Consider the following 15,252-nt stretch of genomic DNA (forward strand, 5'->3'; position numbering starts at 1 on the left):
GCTCCCTAGCGGAATCGAACCGCTCTCTCCACCGTGAAAGAGATGAGAATAGGTCCATGGCCGTCCACCTCCTTAAAAATAGACATCGACAAGGCACAAACGAAGCTCAGGAAGATCCGCGGGCAGTGGCAAAGGAGAAGCCCATCACCCGCGCTGGCATCACGCGGCGCCGCAACGCCGCCAAGCGTCGGCGGCTACGCCTCCGGACACCGTTGGGGCGGCTCGACGCCGACGGCGCGTCGTCAGCGCAGAACAACAACCGGCGCCGTTGTGGCTCGCGATCGAATGGGGATTGGAGCGAGCTCCGAAGGTCGGTCCCGCGCCCAGCGCCGAGCTGTGCGACTACTGCCGGAAGCACGGGATCAACGTCGACTGGATACTCGACGGCGATCTAAGGGGCCTCAAGAGGATGATCGACGAACGCCCAGGGCACCAGAGGGCTGGAGCGAGCCCTTTGGCGAGGTATGCCCAGCTCACGCCTGAGCACCAGCTGATCGTGACGGCCGAGATCAACCGCATCCTGGCGGAGCGCGACTAATGAAGCGCCATTGAGCAGGGCCCGCCGGTTCACGCTGGCGGGCCGTTCGTTTCGGGCATTTCCGCGTGGAACAACCGGCCATTTGCAATGGAACCGGAATTAACATATGATATTTTTATTACAGTTTAGATTATTACAGTTCAGAGTTGTGTTCGTTGAAGCAGATTGCACCCCAGGGGCTCTGTCGGCGCCCCGCTCTCGTCACGCCTGAAATGGTTGCGCTCGCGATCCTCGGGGGTCTGGCCCTGCTTGCTGTGCTTTGGGGGTGGTCGAGCCCACGAGTTGAAACGCCCCAGCACGTGGTCACAAAGCCCAATCCTCCTGATTGCTACTCAATCGGCAACAGGGTAGCCGCTGGCTGCTTCGAAAAAAATAAATGAGCGATGCCAGCGGCTTGCCTCGCGGCGACCGCAGGCTGCACAGGAGGCGCGACCGGCCGCGGCTGATGACGCACCGCCCCGGGCTCAGGCGGTAAGCACGATGGCCCGCCGGTTCACGCTCGCGAAGCGGGGCGGCGATCGAGCCCCACGTCCATGGGTGTTCGCGGGTTTATTGGCCACACGTTGGACACGGCGGCAGAGTGGATCTTTGAGTGATTGATTTTGCTGGCGCTCCCTAGCGGAATCGAACCGCTCTCTCCACCGTGAAAGGGTGGCGTCCTAACCGATAGACGAAGGGAGCAAACGCAGGGCCCTGCCGATTGTCCCGGCACGGCCGCTGGCCGGCCGAACAGGGCCCGGCGACTTGCAGCGGGCGAACGTATAGTGGCCTTTGCGCTCCCGGGCAAGCCGTTCGGGAACGGTCTTTCGGGCCCGGTGGATAGCCCCGGGGGGCGGGATCATTCGGAGGCGATTTCAACGGTTTGTTAGCGTTCCCTGCGTAGCGCTGGACGGGGAGATTTTGCCGATGCCAACGCCGAAGAAGCGCGCAGCCCGCAAGCTGCTGTCGCAGCACGCCTGGATCACGCTGGACGGCGGCTTTGCCGCGCGGCACTGCCTGGTTCAGGACATCTCGGATTCGGGCGCCAGGATCACCCTCGACGAGGACGCGAGCCAGCTTCCCGGCGTGATCAGGATGGCCTTCGCACGCGATGCGCGCACCGGGCGGAGCTGCCAGGTGGTCTGGCGCCGCGGCAAGTCGGCCGGCGTCAGGTTCCTCTAGCCGCGGACGGTCCGATGGCGCGCGGGGCCGGTCCGGGCTACAAGGCGGCGATGCGCACGCCGCTCCTCATCCTGCTCTCCTTGCTGGCCACGTCCGCGACCGCGGCCGAGAGCCTGCGCCTGCCGCCTGCCGAGCCGCCGCAGATCGGCAAGGCGCTGCCGCTGAACGGCAGCACGGCCGGCAAGGTGAGGGCAGGCGCCTGCGCCGCCTATGGCTCGGGCTTCGTGATGGCCGAGGGCACGGGGACCTGCGTCAAGCTCGGCGGCTCGACCAGCGTCGACGCTGGCATCCGGCGCTGAAGGCCCATGCCCGCGGATCTGGTGCGGCTCGACATCATCGTCCCCGTGCTGATGTATTGCGCGCTCTTGTGGTGGGTCGGCCGCGGTCTCAGCTGGACCGCGCGGCTGGCAACGGCCGCGGTGACGCTGCTGCTGATCATCGTCGTGCTGCTGGTCGAGCGCGGCTGGCGCTAAAGCCTGAAACAAAACCGCGAAAACAACCCCATGCACCGTAGCCGTCAAGCGCGGCCGTGACGCCGCGGGAAGCGCGCCTGAACGCGGATTCCCCGCGCGACCGCCGCAGCTTAACCCGCGCGAGGTGCTCACGACATCGGCGGTGCGACGAATTGCGCAAATCCCGGCCGCTTGCCGAGCTCGGCGAGCCAGCGGGTGAGGTGCGGCTGGGCCGGCCGGCTGATGCCCTCGACCCCGAGCCAGCGCCGCGCATAGGACCCGATCGCGATGTCGGCCAGCGTGAACGCATCGCCCTCGATGAAGCGGCGCGTGGCGAGCAGGCGGTCGGCGATGGCCCAGACCTCGGCGGCGGCATCGGCATCGCGCTGCACCTGGATCATGTCGCGCTCGGCGGGCGCGGTGCGCACGATGCCCCAGAACACCGGGCGGTCGACCGGCTGCACCGTCGACAGGGTCCAGTCGAGCCAGCGGTCGACCGAGGCGCGCTGCCTCGGCGCCTCGGGATAGAGCGGCGTTCCGCGGCCATGCGCGAGGCAGAGATAGCGCATGATGGAGTTGGACTCCCACAGCACGAAATCGCCCTCGACCAGCGTCGGGATCCGCGCGTTGGGATTCATCGCCAGATAATCGGCCTCGCGCGTCTTGCCGTATTGCATGCCGGCATCGATGCGCTCGTAGGCGAGGCCAAGCTCGGTGCAGCACCACAGCACCTTCTGCACATTGACCGAATTGGCGCGGCCCCAGATCGTCAGCTTGGTATCGGCCATGAAGCGTCTCCCGCGGCATTGTCCGGTGTCGTAGCCTGGATGGAGCGAAGCGCAATCCAGGGCTGACAGTCCCGGATTACGCTTGCGCTCCATCCGGGCTACAGATCCACCTTTCCCAGCTGATAGCGGAATTCGGCGCGCCGAGCGATGCGCGATTGCATCGTGCCCCTCATGCAAAAAGCTCCGCACGCGGCGGAGCCTTCATTGCAATAGTTCAAGTCTTTCGCTCAGCGGCCGAAGAACAGCCACAACAGAATGATCACCGGGATCGGCACGCCAAGCATCCACAGCAACAGCCCTCTCGCCATCGCATCCTCCTCCAAATCGGTTTCGTGAAAGGAGAACGCCGGGGGAGGGGCCTAGTTCCTGCCTATGGCTTACCAATGGCCGGTGTTGGGCATCGATGCCCACGGCTCCTGCGGCGGCTTCGGATCGCCCTTCTGCAGCAGCTCGATCGAGTGCAGGTCCGGCGAGCGGACAAAGGCCATGTTGCCGTCGCGCGGCGGACGATTGATGGTGACGCCCGCCTTCATCAGCTTCTCGCAGGTGGCGTAGATGTCGTCGACCTCGTAGGCGAGATGGCCGAAGAAGCGGTCCTCGCCATACTTCTCCTCGTCCCAATTGTAGGTGAGCTCCACCAGCGGCGCCCCGCGCGTCGGCGGCTGCTTCTTCAGAGCTTCGAGATCATCCGCCGAGCACAGGAACACCAGCGTGAAGCGCCCCTTGTCGTTCTCGATCCGCCGCACCTCCTTCAAGCCGAAAGCATCGACATAGAATTTCAGCGCGACATCGAGATTGCGCACGCGCAGCATGGTGTGGAGGTATCGCATGGTTGTTGCTCCCTGGAACGGACGGAGGGTTTTGTCTTGGGCCGGGACGGCGGGGTAGGAGATAGCAGGAAAAGGAGAGGAGGGGCAGGGGCGGTGTGAGGGGGACTCTGCCTTGAGATTTCAGTTGTTGGCGATGAAGCCCTCCTCCGTGACGACCTTATCGGCTGTCCTTGCCATCAGTTCTCTCAGTTCGTCGTCAAAGACGGTGTCATCGTTCTGTTTGAAATGCTTCGCAAGTCCATAGGCGAAGGTTCTCAGATCCCATGAGACGCGTCCAAACGATGCAGCCGCCACTTTGAGTTCCTCCCTGTGAAACAAGGTTATCGTCCTAAATTGGGTGTTTGGATTGAAGAGCGCCGGCCGGAGAGCAAATCTACGACCATCCGGCTCGTTCATTGATACGAGCACTTGGAAGTGTGCGAGTTGGTTTCTGCGTTTGCGTCGGTCATCGACAGTTTTCTTGAGGGCGTCCCATGCAGCGAACAATCTTCGCTGCGGATCACCATGACCTTCTCCCATACCGAAAAGTAGTCTGAATCGGACTGCTGAATCGGTCATGGCGATCTTTCCCTCCGGAGCTTGGATCGCAAAGTACGCCGCCTGAGCCGGGACGTTCGAGCGGCGTACTTCATCGGCCTTCGCTATGGCTGTTGCAAAGACCTCATGTAAGGCATCTTCTACGTGCGACCACTGCGCTATGCAGCGCCCGAGATTTTCGTAGAATCCGGATTGTTCTTCATCGGGTGTCATCGCCGCTCCTGCAATGAGAGATCGGAAAGGTATGCATTCAATAACGGTGACGGTGCACTCAAATGAGCCGCGCCAATAGGTCGGGCTGAGTAACTAGGAAATAGCAGGATAAGGAGAGCAGGGGCGGGGGCCGAGGCAAATGTGCGTGAAGGGGGCCGGTTCGGCTCGGACAGCGTCACGCTCGAAGTAGTGCCGCCATCTCCTTCCAGTGATAGATTCGCACCTTCCCGGTTTGATGCCGCGCGGCTTTGGCGATGGCGTGCGCGATGTCGTTGCCGGCGAGCCCGCGATACCGGTCCGCCGGGCCGACGAGCAGCGGATTGAGCACGGCCCATATCGCGGCGATGAGGCGTTCACGCGGGCGATCCTCGTCGCGCGCGCCGAGGATCATCGAGGGGCGGAAAATATGTGTGTGCTCGAAATCGAGCGAGAGAATGTCCCGTTCAACTTCGCCCTTGGTCCTGAGATAGAACACGCTGGAAGCGGCGTTGGCGCCAACAGCCGTGACCAGAAACACCGACCGCGCGCCGTTCGCCCTAGCGATCTCGGCCGCCACCACCGGATAGTCATGATCGATCTTGTAGTACTCGGCCTCGTCAGGGGTGTGGTTGCGTGTCGTCCCCAGCGCGATGAAGATCTCGTCCGCAACCAATTGGGATTTAAGTGCGGGCAGGGACGCGCGATCGCCGATCAGCACCGTGAGCTTCGGATGGCTCACCGCCAGCGGCTTGCGGGCCACCGCCAGAACCCGCGAATAGTCGGGACTGTCCAAGAGGTCGCGCAGCAAATGCGAGCCGATGAAGCCGGACGCGCCGAAGACAAGTGCGGTTTTCATTCAAGCCACCGGTTTGCGTTGAGAGACCAATGCAAGTTGATGAATGCAGATCAGGAGGCCCAAGGCAACTTGGATTAGCTCGTGGGATGGGTAGAGCACTTGCGAAACCCATCATGTTTCGTAACGAGGCGCTCGATGGGTTTCGCTCCATCCTACGCGCTGTCAGTTCATGGAGCCCTGACAGCTTTCCGCAGCCTCAATCTTAGGGAAGCTCATCGGGCCACTTCTGGGCGCCGTGCAGGACGCGCAATCTCCGGATCGAGCTTTCCGTTACGGTATAGGCCGCGACGTAGGGAGTGCCGACAATGACGAGCTCGCGTGTGCCGGCGACACGGCCAGGCGCCCACTTTCGGGAAACTCGACAAGTCGATGCGCAGCGGCAGCGATCCTCTCGTCGAGCGCTATGGCTGCCCGAGGATTTTCAGCGACGATGTGGGTGAAGATGCCGTCGCGGTCCGACAGCGCGAACGCGGACCAGACGAGCTTCACGACTTTGGTTCATCCGCCCTGCGCCGAGCCGCCGCGCGCCGCTTTGCGAAATGCGCTTCAGCCTGTTCGTCGGAGGTATCGGGCCGGGTATCGTTCAGCGCCTCCAGAACCTTCGCGCGAAACCAGGCGTCATGAGCCTTGCCGTTCGTGAGGAGCTCGAGCGGTAGCGCGCCCTCATTGGCAGTCCGGGTGAGCAGGATGCGGACCGCGTCCGACACCGTTAGCCCCATCTCCTCAAGGACGGCCGAGGCGCGATCACGGACTTCGGCGTCGATGCGGGTCTGAACAAGGGCATTTGCGGCCATGTTACTTTCTCCGAAGCGATACGTCCAAGGTAATTCAATTGAATGACGAGTGCAAGGCGCCCGCGGGAGCGCGGCGCGGTAAGCGTGCTGTGTCATCGCCTATCGGCTCGCGTTCGGCCGATCAGCCACCGCGATGACTGCTCGTGAACCCCGCCAGAGCTGGCGCCGACCAAACGCCATGGCCGCACTCGTTGCAGAACTCCTGTTCGATCTCGTCAGAACCCTCGTGGGGAGCTGGCTGAGACAGGCTGCGGTGGCCATCTGTGCGTGGCTCGATACGAAGATTCACGGCCGCGCGGCACGCTTTGTCGTGGGCGGGCTACTCGGGATCGCCGCCTTTTTCCTCATTCCTGTTATCGCTGGCCTGCTGGGTCTTTGATGCCCTGGCTGAGGACATATCTCGTCATCGCATTGGCCGTGGGGGCGCTCGTCTCGACGGTGCTCCTCGTGCTGGAGCCGCTGACCGACTTCGCGTTGCTTTGGCTGGAGTGGCCGGGCATCAGCGCAGCGTATTTTTTCCGGGGAGCGGTCGGAGGCTCCGCCTTCCTCGGCATCGCCATTTCGTGGGTCGTGAATGCGCTGACCTACGGTCTGGGTGCTTTCGTCATTCTCAGCGCCTTGAAGGTGCTGAGGGACGCATGATCCCTCACGCCGTCTCCTCGTCACCCTTGGCGACGATCTCGACTTCGAAATAGCCCATGTCGCGGAGCTCGGCGGCTTTCTTCTCGGCCGCTTCCCTTGTGTCTCTCTTCAAGATGATCTGGCCCGCTCCGTCGCGGGCGCAAACGAAATATGACATTTTCGATTCCCAATTTCGTTTGCATACGCACGGAGCCGGGTTCCCGCAATCGGACGGCTCACTCGTCCAGCCCGGCCTTTTGCCGCATCTTGTCGATCAGCTCCGAGGCCTCGGCCTTGGTCAGCTCGTCCTCGGGCAGGTCCTGGTGCGCCTGCTCGGCGAGGGTCTTGAGATAGGATTCCTGGGCTCCCGTCATCGGATCGTCGCCGGAAACCCAATCCTTCGGGTCCTTCCGGGTGTTGTCGGCCATCGCACATCTCCTATTCCGTTTTCCGTAGAACGTCGGACTCGACTCTTCGTTCCGTTTTTGTTCTGATGGGCCATATCTCGAATTCGCGAGGCGGAACAATGCCGGACCTGGACTTTCTCAGGCGGGAGATCGAACGGATGCGCATCCAGATGGGCAGGCAGAGGAAGGAGATCCTCCAGCTGCAGCGGGCGGGTATCGGCACGGCCTCGGCCGAGGCGCTGCTGTCGCGGATGGAGGCGAAGGTCGAGAGCCTGTGCGCGCAACGCGACGCGCTGAAGGCGGCAGAGCCGCGCCAGACCAAGGGCAGGGTGCTCGGCGGGAGGACGTGGTGAGCAGGCGGTGGTTCGATGACGAGCGAGACCTGTCGCCCTTCCTGACCGCGCTCGAGGACGTTCGCCGCAGAGCGACGCGGGAAGGGTGGTGCTATGCCCACGTCCAGGCCATCATCGTCGCCATCGACCAATACGCGGAAGCGGCGACAGGCAATCGCGAGTATTTCCTCAACAAGCCGGTTTCGATCGGGGATAACCGGAAGGCCGCGGACATTCCGTGAGCGCCCAAGCGGCTCTCGGGACTACGCGGCAATCGTTGCCGATCAGCGCGGTGAGACCGAGGAGGAGGGCGCTGACCTCGTGCGCGCGGGCGAAGCGGTCTTGCTTCGCGGCGAAGCAGCCGCACGGCTCTTGCCGGACTTCGGACCAGCTTTTGGTGTGATCCCGTTCTGCTCGTCGAACTGCTTCAGCCAGGCCGCGATGTATCGCGGGTCGTCGGGACAAAGCCGCTCGAGCAAACGAAGGTTCTGCGCTCTGAATTCCACAAGGGTTTTCGGCATCACGGCTCCTCAAAACCCTGCCCGTCGCAAAAAGTGCGGCCGGACGGCCGCCGGGTCAACGGCAAAGAGCGCTTGAAATCCCGGGCGAGCTGATGCAGCGCCAAAAGCGAAAACCCCGCCCTTTCAGGAGCGGGGTTCTCTGTCGAGGTGAAGCTTAGGGACGCTTCAACTGTAAGACGCGCGAGCGGCAAGAAAGTTCAAAAGAACATGCGCCAGCTTCGCTGGAGTGGGAGGCGCTCGCGCCGGGCCATTACAAATCCGTAAGTCGGTTGAAAATCGACGCCGAAAAACTATCTCTGCGTCAGGCGGCAGCGTAACAAGCCGCCCCTCAACTGACACCCAGCCGCCGCGCTCAGAAAAAGGCGAAGCTGGGTCCTTTGACATTCCCTGCTCAGGTCCCGCCTCATTGGCCTCAGAGGCAAACGTCGATGGCTGCCCGCACCTATAACCACGAACGCTGGTCGGAAGACGACGACCGGCTGCTTCGATCCATGTGCGAAACGGGAAAGAGCCTCACGCTGATGATCGTGAAGCTCAAGCGTCCCATTGCATCGATCAGGTCGCGTGCGATCGAGCTTGGCATCAATCTTCCGGGCACGCGCATCGGTCTGCGACGGAAGCGGCGAACCGCTTGAGCCCGCGCGTCCGGACAAGGCTGCTCATGTCGCCGCGCCGCTCTACGCGAGCGGAGCGGCTGAACGATGCTCAGGCCGCAATCCGCTGTTCGACCGGCGCCGTCAGGAACTTGAGCGCTTCGGCGTGGGCGAGATCCGGAACCGCGATCGCCGTGTGGCTGTACATCGCGTGTGTGCGCGACGTCGCGATCTGGTCCAGGATCCCCTTGCCCTTGACGACGTGGAGGCCCATGCCGTCATCGACGGGGAAGATCGCCAGCACCACATCGTAGGCCGCGATCACGGCTCTGAGCGCCTCGGCCTTGTCTTCGGCGACATCGACAAAAACACGAACATCTGCCGCGAGTTCACGCAGCTCGTTAAAATCCAGCACTTTGAGGATACTCCAACGCAACCAACCTGACAGAAGCTTGGTCGCGTTAGGTTACTGAAGCGTCAACGACGGATCGCTGAGCCACAAGTTTCACGACGAGGTGACGCCAAAGCGCGATGCGATCTAGCGCTTGGCGTCCTCCTTGCGCAGCCTGGCCTCGGCGGCCTCGTCGACGAGAGTCAAGCTGGCCCCGTCATAGCTCAGCTTGAAACCGCGGCCGACGATCCAGATCCAGCCTTCCCGGTCCTTGATGGCGGAGGCGTTGAACTGCTCGGAAATCGATTTGACGGCGGTTTCCTGCGATCCCGGATTGTTCAGCGTCGCATTGACGCGCCAGATCGGATGCGTGGGGTCGGTCTCGTCGCCATCAACGGCGACCTTGGCGCCGTTGATGTCGCACGCCAGCGTGTACGGACCTCGGCTCGGCCGGCAGAGATAGTGGCGTCGCGCGACGAGCTTGTTGGCCTCCTCGAATGTCATCCCGGGCGAGAAGCCGAACATGTCGGACTTTTTCACGAGGGCGAAGGACGCAGGCTTCAAGAAGCTAGGCTGGATGGCGACGAGGGCTGCGACTGCGACCACGATTAAACCTGCGATGACGATAGCGACCTTCATCAGAACCCCATCAGATACCTTTCCTGGCTTATAGCAGCCGCGGCGCTGTGCCGAGAAAATTGCAGGTCCTAAAATTGCAGGTCCTAAAATTGTAGCTCCTGCAACGTCTTGCACAGGAAGTCGGGAACCTCGCGGAGCCCGTGCTTGCGTTTTTGGCCTCGATAGGGTCTAAGCCCGATCGCTTCATGACTTCTGGCATGAATCAGCAGCGCGCACTCGCGGGTCCGGCCGCGTCCCCAGCAGCAGAATTGCTCCGCGCACCCATTCAAAGGAATTCAGACCATGGCGAAGATGACGAAGACCCAATTGATCGATGCAATTGCCGAGGGCACGCAGCTTTCGAAGAACGACGTGAAGTCGGTGATCGAGTACATGGCGACGGTCGGCTACAAGGAGCTCAACGAGTCCGGCGAGTTCGTCATTCCCGGCTTCGTGAAGATGTCGGTCGTGAACAAGCCGGCGACCGAAGCCCGCATGGGCATCAATCCCTTCACCAAGGAGCCGATGCAGTTTGCAGCGAAGCCCGCTAGCAAGTCGGTCAAGGCCTCGCCGCTGAAGGTGGCCAAGGACGCCGTCTGACGTGCCGGCGATGTCGGTGCGGTGGGCTCATTGACGCGCCGGCGCAGCAATCAACGGCCGAGGACCAGGTGGTGCTCGGCCATCGCGATGCCCGAACACAAGACGACCATCAGGGTAAACAGCACGCGGTACTCGCTTCGTCCTGAACGACGAGCTTCGTTTCCTCACCATCCTTATCCGCTTCACAAGAAAAAGCCCCGCGCTTTCGCGCGAGGCTTTTCTGGCTGACGGCGTTGGGATTTCAGCGCCTGGCCGACAGCCATGGCTTTAACCTAAAGTTGAAATCGCAAAAAGCAACAGCGCCGCCACGACGGAGTATGTTCGTCAGGCGGCGCTGCCGTGTAACTGGGCGCTGAAATCCCCAGCTTCCATAGGTGCTTGCCGCGCCGAAAAGGTTCAACGCCGCCCCCACCAAAATTTTACGTCCGGGGCTGGACTTTTTGTTCTCATTTTGTTCTAGTGAGGCGCCTTGATGGACCGTTGGAGGTTGCTCATGACCGTCGAAAAACAGCGCGAAGTGATTAGGCTCTGGAACGAGCTCAGAAAGGTCGAGGGCCCTGCGGCGGAGGAGCTGCGCATCCAGATCCTCGAATGCTTCTCGAAGGAGAAGCCGAAGCGGGCGGCCTGACTTTGTCGACGCCACGCGGCAACGCGTAAGCGCGATCCGCTCCGAGGGGTCACGCTTGATCTCTCGCCGCGCTGCTTGCCGGCGAAGAGTCTTCTCGAAGTTTCGTCGATGAAGGGTCCTGCCGCGTCGATGGTGTGAGCGTGCGCGCTTTCATCGATCGTTAGGAATTGCTCTCCGCGCATTCTTGCGACTCCGATTCGTTCTTCGCGAACGAAACGGAGTCGAAGCTGGAACAAAGCCGGGCGTTCTTGCGCGCTCTCGCCGCGAAGGTGCCGGATGCGTCTGGCTAACGATAGCTTATGCGGATGCCGATAACCCTATTCGGTTAGGTTAAAAGCCCAATCGCGTTGCGCTTGCTGCGCCTTGGGGTAGGTGTTCGGCAAAGACAAGCAAGAAGCGCCTTTGCCGAAAACGATTTGCCCAAGCAGCAATTTGCCATGATGCCTTTTTCAGCTCCGTCCTTTTTCCAAGGCGACCGGCACACCTACCGGCGCGTCGCCGTCGTCGGCACGCTGTTCTGCCTTGCTTTCGTTGTGATCAGCTTCTCGCTGCGGCCGCAGGCCGAGGACACGCGCGTTGCGGTGAAGGCCGACCGTTTGGTGCGTACGGCAGGCCAAGCCGCGCGCGCCAACTAACGACGCGCGCCAATTAACGCTCGTCGCCGCAACGGCGGTCATCGGCCCGCGCCTGCGGGGATCCGGCGCCGCGCGAGGCGAGCGCCACGAAGCCGGCATAGCCGGACAGGTTGAGCAAGACTTCGAGCCAGGCGGGCATATCTCTTTCTCTCCGCTCAGCAGGGAACGGGCTCAACGTCCGCGCGCATTCCTGGTTCCATACTCCCGCGAAGAAACTCAGAGCCGGGTGGACGGGTCGAGCCGGCGGCCGAGGGTCGCGACGGATTCGCTCGACGGCTGCTCCTTGAGGAACTCGGCGATGGCCTGCGCCAGCTCGCGGTCGCTCATCGGCGTCGGGGGCGGGCGCAGCGTGCCGACACCGAAGTTGCGGACGATCTCGTCGTAATGCTCATCCTCGGATTTGGGAACCAATTTGCGGATACGGGCCAGCAAGGCGGATAAGGGCAAACTCTCCTCCATGATTGTCGTCCCCGCTGGCAACCGTCATGGTCTGCTGCCATCTGCTCCCATGAAACTGAAAACCCCGCCAGCACCGCGGAGATGCTGACGGGGTCTTCGTGCTGTCGCCTCGACCCGGATGGCGGAGGCTCCCGCACTTGAGGTGCTAACCGCCGTCTCGCCGTTTCGTTCCCGCTTCATCGACATTTCTCGCCTGCGGGCCGGTTCCATCCATGCGCAACCATCGCAGGCGCTCGCCGTTGTCTCCGCGACACGCGAAGGAGGACAAGCATGAAGAAGACACTGGCAGTTCTGGCCACCATCGCGGCGGTCGGTGTGACCGCGGTCGCGGCGCCCGCGCCGGCTGAGGCGCGTGGCCGCGGCGGTATCGGCCCGGGCCTCGCGTTCGGCCTCGCCGCCGGCGCGATCACCGCGGGCGCAGTCGCGGCTGCTCAGCCTTATGGCTATTACGGTCCCCGCTACCGCTACTACGACGGTCCCGCCTATTACGGACCGGGTCCGTACGCCTATTACGGCGGGCCGTACTACCGTCACCACCACTACCGTCATTGGTAGTCGGCGAATAGCGAAAAGCCCGGAGCGGTGCTCCGGGCTTTTTTCATTCGCAGGTCTTGTTTACTCGCCCATTTTCGCGCTTGCCGGCGCGATGATGCCTACGGCCAGAGCGAGGGCCGCTCGGCCTTGCGGGCATTCTCCAGCGTCGCCACGAAATATTCCTCGCGCTCGCGCTTGAACTTTTCCTGCGTGGCACGGAAGGCGGCGACACGGGCGGCGATTTCTTCGCGTTCGCGCTCTTTGCGTTGTTCGTCTTCGGTCATGTCAAATCCCCTCTACACCTGAGTATGTGCACATCCGAACTCAAGCACTGCCGCCGCAATCACGTTGAGTCGCGTCAACACATCCATTGGCACTTCCGAATGGGGCGTCAATGGGGAGGAGGCATTGCAGGATTGTGATATGCGAAGGTCGGAAGAAATTGCCGAGTGCATTGCATTGGCGCTTGATAAGAGCGTCAACGATCTTGCCGCTTGCGCATGTTGCTGTCAGGCCAAACTATTCGGGAGGCGCGGTTGATCGCATCGGATGTGCAGAGCGGTATCGAACGGCTCGGCGACATGATCGCCGAGGCCAGGACCATCGTGCCGTTCACCGGTGCCGGCATCTCGACCGAATGCGGCATACCCGACTTCCGCTCGCCGGGCGGAATTTGGACGCGTAACCGTCCGATCCCGTTCGACGAGTTCGTCGCGAGCCAGTCAGCGCGGGACGAATCCTGGCGCCGCCGCTTTGCGATGGAGGAGGTCTTCGCCGCAGCGAAGCCCGGCCGCGGCCATCGGGCGCTGGCATCGCTCTACCGCGCCGGCAAGGTTCCCGCCGTCATCACCCAGAACATCGACAATCTGCACCAGGCCTCCGGCTTCGCGCCGGAGCACGTGGTTGAGCTTCACGGAAATACCACCTATGCGCGCTGCATCGGATGTGGGCAGGTTTACCCGCTCGACTGGGTGAAGCGCCGTTTCGATGACGATGGCATCGCGCCCGACTGCACCGCCTGTGACGCGCCGGTGAAGACCGCCACGATTTCCTTCGGGCAGATGATGCCGGACGAGGAGATGCAGCGCGCGACAGCGCTGTCGCAGGCCTGCGATCTCTTCATCGCGATCGGTTCCTCGCTGGTGGTCTGGCCGGCGGCCGGCTTTCCGATCATGGCCAAGCGCGCCGGTGCACGTCTCGTGATCATCAATCGCGAGCCGACCGAGCAGGACGACATCGCCGACCTCGTCATCCACCACGACATCGGCGAGACTCTCGGGCCCTTTGTCGGCAATTGAGGCATCAATTTGATTCGCGGCTGTGCAAGCTGTTCATAGGTTCCGGCGAATCTCTTTTTTGTCTATGCGTCTCAACCGGGAGTGTTATCTTTTGAGTCGAAAGATTCGCGTCGCGTCGAATTGAGAACATTCTCTTAAGGCGCGTGATTCGAGCGCCGCCAATGTGGCGGGTTGCATGGCAGTGTGGGGTCCGGGGTTATGGGGTCGTCGGACGGATTTGAGTCCAAGAAGCTTGGAGTTCCCGGACAGGGCACCTCGCAGGGGCGATTGACGCCGGGCGAGCATGGCGGAGCCGGCCGCGACAATGCGCTCAATCCCTTCACCGGATTGGGCGAACCCAGCGCCAACCTCGTCGAGGTCACCGGCGTCATCAAATGGTTCGACGCCTCCAAAGGTTACGGCTTCATCGTTCCCGACAATGGCTGGCCGGACGTGCTCCTGCACGTTACCGTGCTTAGGCGCGATGGCTTCCAGACGGCTTATGAGGGCGCCCGCATCGTCGTCGAGTGCATCCAGCGCGCCAAGGGCTACCAGGCCTTCCGCGTCGTTTCGATGGACGAGTCGACCGCGATCCACCCGGCGCAGATGCTGCCGCCGCGCACCCATGTCACGGTCACCCCAACCAGCGGGCTGGAACGGGCCCAGGTCAAATGGTTCAACCGGCTGCGCGGATTCGGCTTCCTGACCTGCGGCGAGGGCACGCCCGACATCTTCGTGCACATGGAGACGCTACGCCGCTTCGGCATGACTGAGCTGAGGCCGGGCCAGTATGTGCTGGTCCGCTTCGGGCCCGGCTCCAAGGGCATGATGGCGGCCGAGATCCATCCCGAGACCGGATCGCCGGGATTGCAGTCGCACTAAGGCTATGACTTCCAGCAATTGTGAGCAGAGGCGCGCTGCAAGTCCGGCGCGCCTCTTCCTTTTCCGGCGGTCGCCGCGTAAGGACTGATTGAAGTCCCACGCCGCGAGAGCCCCGATGAATTCTGATCGAAAGGCCGCCTGGTCCGCTCTGAAGGGCTGGCTGGCCGCCATCCTCGTCATCGCCGGCTGGGCCGTCGCCGGCGCGCCGGCCGGCGCCGCGAGCTTCCAGCCGCTCGAGATCGTCACCAAGAACGGCGTGCAGGTGTTCTCGGTCGAGATGGCAACGACCCCGGAGGAGAAGGAGACCGGCCTGATGTACCGCAAGGAATTGGCCGACGGCAAAGGCATGCTGTTCGACTTCAATCCCGAGCAGGAAATCTCGATGTGGATGAAGAACACTTATGTGTCGCTCGACATGATCTTCATCCGCGCCGATGGCCGCATCCTGCGCATTGCGGAGAATACCGAGCCGTTGTCGACGAAGATCATCTCCTCCCGGGGACCCGCCCGGGCCGTGCTGGAGGTGGTGGCGGGGACGGCGCAGAAGTACGGCATCCGCCCCGGTGATCGCGTCGGCCACCCCCTGTTCGGCGGCAAATAGGACGG

At 62.5% G+C, this 15,252-nt stretch carries 28 protein-coding genes, 1 tRNA gene and 1 pseudogene; 16 read left to right on the plus strand and 14 right to left on the minus strand.

The window, feature by feature from the left end; all coding sequences use genetic code 11:
- The first annotated feature begins 292 nt into the window (after nt 1–292).
- A complete protein-coding gene (locus tag I6F28_RS20365) occupies nt 293–538 on the plus strand; it encodes a hypothetical protein (RefSeq protein WP_225140723.1) in 246 nt (81 codons plus the stop codon).
- A gap of 606 nt (nt 539–1,144) precedes the next feature.
- On the opposite strand, the gene I6F28_RS20370 is transcribed toward I6F28_RS20365, so the two are convergent.
- A tRNA-Glu gene (locus I6F28_RS20370) sits at nt 1,145–1,219 on the minus strand.
- Nucleotides 1,220–1,444: 225 nt separating this feature from the next.
- Here I6F28_RS20370 and I6F28_RS20375 point away from each other — a divergent pair.
- From I6F28_RS20375 to I6F28_RS20385, 3 genes are read left to right on the plus strand one after another with little or no spacing between them, the layout of a single operon-like run.
- Nucleotides 1,445–1,699, plus strand: a complete 255-nt coding sequence (locus I6F28_RS20375) for a PilZ domain-containing protein (RefSeq protein ID WP_225140724.1) — start codon at nt 1,445–1,447, stop codon at nt 1,697–1,699.
- 14 nt (nt 1,700–1,713) lie between these two features.
- On the plus strand, nt 1,714–1,998 hold the full coding sequence (locus tag I6F28_RS20380) for a hypothetical protein (protein WP_524536110.1): 285 nt from the start codon (nt 1,714–1,716) through the stop codon (nt 1,996–1,998).
- A gap of 6 nt (nt 1,999–2,004) precedes the next feature.
- Nucleotides 2,005–2,172 carry a hypothetical protein gene (locus tag I6F28_RS20385; RefSeq protein ID WP_042336342.1) on the plus strand — a complete coding sequence of 56 codons (168 nt, stop codon included), beginning with the start codon at nt 2,005–2,007 and terminating at the stop codon, nt 2,170–2,172.
- A gap of 128 nt (nt 2,173–2,300) precedes the next feature.
- Here the strand turns inward: I6F28_RS20385 and I6F28_RS20390 are convergent, their stop codons facing one another.
- The 6 genes and pseudogenes from I6F28_RS20390 to I6F28_RS20415 all read right to left on the minus strand — a co-directional run bounded on the left by I6F28_RS20390 (nt 2,301) and on the right by I6F28_RS20415 (nt 6,148).
- A complete protein-coding gene (locus tag I6F28_RS20390; protein WP_225140725.1) occupies nt 2,301–2,939 on the minus strand; it encodes a glutathione S-transferase family protein in 639 nt (212 codons plus the stop codon).
- Between the two features lie 377 nt (nt 2,940–3,316).
- Nucleotides 3,317–3,769: a VOC family protein gene (locus I6F28_RS20395; protein WP_035703627.1), complete on the minus strand. Its 453-nt coding sequence runs from the start codon at nt 3,767–3,769 to the stop codon at nt 3,317–3,319.
- Between the two features lie 120 nt (nt 3,770–3,889).
- The gene (locus tag I6F28_RS20400; protein WP_225140726.1) at nt 3,890–4,519 is read right to left on the minus strand and encodes a hypothetical protein; all 630 of its coding nucleotides are present in this window, start codon (nt 4,517–4,519) and stop codon (nt 3,890–3,892) included.
- 175 nt (nt 4,520–4,694) lie between these two features.
- Complete coding sequence (locus I6F28_RS20405; protein WP_225140727.1) at nt 4,695–5,354, minus strand: NAD-dependent epimerase/dehydratase family protein; 660 nt, start codon at nt 5,352–5,354, stop codon at nt 4,695–4,697.
- Between the two features lie 202 nt (nt 5,355–5,556).
- Nucleotides 5,557–5,843 (minus strand): annotated as a pseudogene (locus I6F28_RS20410) (type II toxin-antitoxin system RelE/ParE family toxin).
- The gene (locus I6F28_RS20415; RefSeq protein WP_225113584.1) at nt 5,840–6,148 is read right to left on the minus strand and encodes a type II toxin-antitoxin system RelB/DinJ family antitoxin; all 309 of its coding nucleotides are present in this window, start codon (nt 6,146–6,148) and stop codon (nt 5,840–5,842) included. The pseudogene I6F28_RS20410 and the gene I6F28_RS20415 overlap by 4 nt, the downstream one beginning before the upstream one ends.
- 178 nt (nt 6,149–6,326) lie before the next feature.
- Here I6F28_RS20415 and I6F28_RS20420 point away from each other — a divergent pair, with 178 nt between their 5' ends.
- Both I6F28_RS20420 and I6F28_RS20425 read left to right on the plus strand, forming a co-directional pair.
- Nucleotides 6,327–6,527, plus strand: coding sequence for a hypothetical protein (locus tag I6F28_RS20420; RefSeq protein WP_036033381.1), 201 nt, complete (start codon nt 6,327–6,329; stop codon nt 6,525–6,527).
- The gene (locus tag I6F28_RS20425; RefSeq protein WP_036033380.1) at nt 6,527–6,790 is read left to right on the plus strand and encodes a hypothetical protein; all 264 of its coding nucleotides are present in this window, start codon (nt 6,527–6,529) and stop codon (nt 6,788–6,790) included. The genes I6F28_RS20420 and I6F28_RS20425 overlap by 1 nt, the downstream gene beginning before the upstream one ends.
- Before the next feature lie 4 nt (nt 6,791–6,794).
- Here the strand turns inward: I6F28_RS20425 and I6F28_RS20430 are convergent, their stop codons facing one another.
- Nucleotides 6,795–6,947: a hypothetical protein gene (locus I6F28_RS20430; protein ID WP_156447126.1), complete on the minus strand. Its 153-nt coding sequence runs from the start codon at nt 6,945–6,947 to the stop codon at nt 6,795–6,797.
- A gap of 58 nt (nt 6,948–7,005) precedes the next feature.
- Nucleotides 7,006–7,197 carry a DUF3072 domain-containing protein gene (locus I6F28_RS20435; protein WP_035999694.1) on the minus strand — a complete coding sequence of 64 codons (192 nt, stop codon included), beginning with the start codon at nt 7,195–7,197 and terminating at the stop codon, nt 7,006–7,008.
- A gap of 98 nt (nt 7,198–7,295) precedes the next feature.
- Here I6F28_RS20435 and I6F28_RS20440 point away from each other — a divergent pair, with 98 nt between their 5' ends.
- From I6F28_RS20440 to I6F28_RS20450, 3 genes are all read left to right on the plus strand, one after another.
- The gene (locus I6F28_RS20440; RefSeq protein ID WP_036022975.1) at nt 7,296–7,529 is read left to right on the plus strand and encodes a hypothetical protein; all 234 of its coding nucleotides are present in this window, start codon (nt 7,296–7,298) and stop codon (nt 7,527–7,529) included.
- Nucleotides 7,526–7,750 (plus strand): hypothetical protein, encoded by a 225-nt coding sequence (locus I6F28_RS20445; protein WP_085974320.1) that lies wholly within the window; start codon nt 7,526–7,528, stop codon nt 7,748–7,750. The genes I6F28_RS20440 and I6F28_RS20445 overlap by 4 nt, the downstream gene beginning before the upstream one ends.
- 707 nt (nt 7,751–8,457) lie before the next feature.
- A complete protein-coding gene (locus tag I6F28_RS20450) occupies nt 8,458–8,664 on the plus strand; it encodes a hypothetical protein (RefSeq protein WP_036022978.1) in 207 nt (68 codons plus the stop codon).
- Nucleotides 8,665–8,734: 70 nt separating this feature from the next.
- On the opposite strand, the gene I6F28_RS20455 is transcribed toward I6F28_RS20450, so the two are convergent.
- A complete protein-coding gene (locus I6F28_RS20455; protein WP_035999680.1) occupies nt 8,735–9,037 on the minus strand; it encodes a hypothetical protein in 303 nt (100 codons plus the stop codon).
- A 123-nt stretch (nt 9,038–9,160) separates the two neighbouring features.
- Nucleotides 9,161–9,652 carry a hypothetical protein gene (locus tag I6F28_RS20460; RefSeq protein WP_225140728.1) on the minus strand — a complete coding sequence of 164 codons (492 nt, stop codon included), beginning with the start codon at nt 9,650–9,652 and terminating at the stop codon, nt 9,161–9,163.
- Between the two features lie 282 nt (nt 9,653–9,934).
- On the opposite strand from I6F28_RS20460, the gene I6F28_RS20465 reads away from it, so the two are divergent.
- The 3 genes from I6F28_RS20465 to I6F28_RS20470 all read left to right on the plus strand — a co-directional run bounded on the left by I6F28_RS20465 (nt 9,935) and on the right by I6F28_RS20470 (nt 11,494).
- Nucleotides 9,935–10,231, plus strand: a complete 297-nt coding sequence (locus I6F28_RS20465) for an HU family DNA-binding protein (RefSeq protein WP_008558895.1) — start codon at nt 9,935–9,937, stop codon at nt 10,229–10,231.
- Between the two features lie 493 nt (nt 10,232–10,724).
- Nucleotides 10,725–10,859, plus strand: coding sequence for a hypothetical protein (locus I6F28_RS37515; protein ID WP_260347228.1), 135 nt, complete (start codon nt 10,725–10,727; stop codon nt 10,857–10,859).
- A gap of 437 nt (nt 10,860–11,296) precedes the next feature.
- A complete protein-coding gene (locus tag I6F28_RS20470; RefSeq protein ID WP_036045621.1) occupies nt 11,297–11,494 on the plus strand; it encodes a hypothetical protein in 198 nt (65 codons plus the stop codon).
- Nucleotides 11,495–11,507: 13 nt separating this feature from the next.
- Here the strand turns inward: I6F28_RS20470 and I6F28_RS37520 are convergent, their stop codons facing one another.
- Together I6F28_RS37520 and I6F28_RS20475 are read right to left on the minus strand one after the other, a co-directional pair.
- Entirely contained in the window at nt 11,508–11,633 is a 126-nt protein-coding gene (locus I6F28_RS37520) for a hypothetical protein (protein ID WP_035999737.1), read from the minus strand.
- 77 nt (nt 11,634–11,710) lie between these two features.
- On the minus strand, nt 11,711–11,953 hold the full coding sequence (locus tag I6F28_RS20475; RefSeq protein ID WP_225128697.1) for a hypothetical protein: 243 nt from the start codon (nt 11,951–11,953) through the stop codon (nt 11,711–11,713).
- A gap of 270 nt (nt 11,954–12,223) precedes the next feature.
- On the opposite strand from I6F28_RS20475, the gene I6F28_RS20480 reads away from it, so the two are divergent.
- Complete coding sequence (locus tag I6F28_RS20480; RefSeq protein ID WP_225140730.1) at nt 12,224–12,508, plus strand: hypothetical protein; 285 nt, start codon at nt 12,224–12,226, stop codon at nt 12,506–12,508.
- Nucleotides 12,509–12,606: 98 nt separating this feature from the next.
- Here I6F28_RS20480 and I6F28_RS20485 read toward each other — a convergent pair whose 3' ends face one another.
- Nucleotides 12,607–12,771 (minus strand): hypothetical protein, encoded by a 165-nt coding sequence (locus tag I6F28_RS20485; RefSeq protein ID WP_225140731.1) that lies wholly within the window; start codon nt 12,769–12,771, stop codon nt 12,607–12,609.
- Nucleotides 12,772–13,023: 252 nt separating this feature from the next.
- Between I6F28_RS20485 and I6F28_RS20490 the strand changes: the two genes are divergently transcribed.
- From I6F28_RS20490 to I6F28_RS20500, 3 genes are all read left to right on the plus strand, one after another.
- The gene (locus I6F28_RS20490) at nt 13,024–13,785 is read left to right on the plus strand and encodes an SIR2 family NAD-dependent protein deacylase (RefSeq protein WP_225113587.1); all 762 of its coding nucleotides are present in this window, start codon (nt 13,024–13,026) and stop codon (nt 13,783–13,785) included.
- Nucleotides 13,786–13,983: 198 nt separating this feature from the next.
- Complete coding sequence (locus tag I6F28_RS20495) at nt 13,984–14,646, plus strand: cold-shock protein (protein WP_225125480.1); 663 nt, start codon at nt 13,984–13,986, stop codon at nt 14,644–14,646.
- 115 nt (nt 14,647–14,761) lie between these two features.
- Entirely contained in the window at nt 14,762–15,247 is a 486-nt protein-coding gene (locus tag I6F28_RS20500) for a DUF192 domain-containing protein (protein WP_035999663.1), read from the plus strand.
- Nucleotides 15,248–15,252 lie beyond the last annotated feature (5 nt).

Origin of the sequence: Bradyrhizobium sp. NBAIM14 (assembly GCF_020193895.1) — a bacterium.
Taxonomy (GTDB): Bacteria; Pseudomonadota; Alphaproteobacteria; order Rhizobiales; family Xanthobacteraceae; genus Bradyrhizobium; species Bradyrhizobium yuanmingense.

Bases quoted from the DNA above. Each gene is read 5' to 3' on its own strand.
- I6F28_RS20375 (WP_225140724.1), top strand. From the start codon at position 1,445: ATGCCAACGCCGAAGAAGCGCGCAGCCCGCAAGCTGCTGTCGCAGCAC.
- I6F28_RS20380 (WP_524536110.1), top strand. From the start codon at position 1,714: ATGGCGCGCGGGGCCGGTCCGGGCTACAAGGCGGCGATGCGCACGCCG.
- I6F28_RS20385 (WP_042336342.1), top strand. From the start codon at position 2,005: ATGCCCGCGGATCTGGTGCGGCTCGACATCATCGTCCCCGTGCTGATG.
- I6F28_RS20390 (WP_225140725.1), bottom strand. From the start codon at position 2,939: ATGGCCGATACCAAGCTGACGATCTGGGGCCGCGCCAATTCGGTCAAT.
- I6F28_RS20395 (WP_035703627.1), bottom strand. From the start codon at position 3,769: ATGCGATACCTCCACACCATGCTGCGCGTGCGCAATCTCGATGTCGCG.
- I6F28_RS20400 (WP_225140726.1), bottom strand. From the start codon at position 4,519: ATGACACCCGATGAAGAACAATCCGGATTCTACGAAAATCTCGGGCGC.
- I6F28_RS20405 (WP_225140727.1), bottom strand. From the start codon at position 5,354: ATGAAAACCGCACTTGTCTTCGGCGCGTCCGGCTTCATCGGCTCGCAT.
- I6F28_RS20415 (WP_225113584.1), bottom strand. From the start codon at position 6,148: ATGGCCGCAAATGCCCTTGTTCAGACCCGCATCGACGCCGAAGTCCGT.
- I6F28_RS20420 (WP_036033381.1), top strand. From the start codon at position 6,327: ATGGCCGCACTCGTTGCAGAACTCCTGTTCGATCTCGTCAGAACCCTC.
- I6F28_RS20425 (WP_036033380.1), top strand. From the start codon at position 6,527: ATGCCCTGGCTGAGGACATATCTCGTCATCGCATTGGCCGTGGGGGCG.
- I6F28_RS20430 (WP_156447126.1), bottom strand. From the start codon at position 6,947: ATGTCATATTTCGTTTGCGCCCGCGACGGAGCGGGCCAGATCATCTTG.
- I6F28_RS20435 (WP_035999694.1), bottom strand. From the start codon at position 7,197: ATGGCCGACAACACCCGGAAGGACCCGAAGGATTGGGTTTCCGGCGAC.
- I6F28_RS20440 (WP_036022975.1), top strand. From the start codon at position 7,296: ATGCCGGACCTGGACTTTCTCAGGCGGGAGATCGAACGGATGCGCATC.
- I6F28_RS20450 (WP_036022978.1), top strand. From the start codon at position 8,458: ATGGCTGCCCGCACCTATAACCACGAACGCTGGTCGGAAGACGACGAC.
- I6F28_RS20460 (WP_225140728.1), bottom strand. From the start codon at position 9,652: ATGAAGGTCGCTATCGTCATCGCAGGTTTAATCGTGGTCGCAGTCGCA.
- I6F28_RS20465 (WP_008558895.1), top strand. From the start codon at position 9,935: ATGGCGAAGATGACGAAGACCCAATTGATCGATGCAATTGCCGAGGGC.
- I6F28_RS37515 (WP_260347228.1), top strand. From the start codon at position 10,725: ATGACCGTCGAAAAACAGCGCGAAGTGATTAGGCTCTGGAACGAGCTC.
- I6F28_RS20470 (WP_036045621.1), top strand. From the start codon at position 11,297: ATGATGCCTTTTTCAGCTCCGTCCTTTTTCCAAGGCGACCGGCACACC.
- I6F28_RS37520 (WP_035999737.1), bottom strand. From the start codon at position 11,633: ATGCCCGCCTGGCTCGAAGTCTTGCTCAACCTGTCCGGCTATGCCGGC.
- I6F28_RS20475 (WP_225128697.1), bottom strand. From the start codon at position 11,953: ATGGAGGAGAGTTTGCCCTTATCCGCCTTGCTGGCCCGTATCCGCAAA.
- I6F28_RS20480 (WP_225140730.1), top strand. From the start codon at position 12,224: ATGAAGAAGACACTGGCAGTTCTGGCCACCATCGCGGCGGTCGGTGTG.
- I6F28_RS20485 (WP_225140731.1), bottom strand. From the start codon at position 12,771: ATGACCGAAGACGAACAACGCAAAGAGCGCGAACGCGAAGAAATCGCC.
- I6F28_RS20495 (WP_225125480.1), top strand. From the start codon at position 13,984: ATGGGGTCGTCGGACGGATTTGAGTCCAAGAAGCTTGGAGTTCCCGGA.
- I6F28_RS20500 (WP_035999663.1), top strand. From the start codon at position 14,762: ATGAATTCTGATCGAAAGGCCGCCTGGTCCGCTCTGAAGGGCTGGCTG.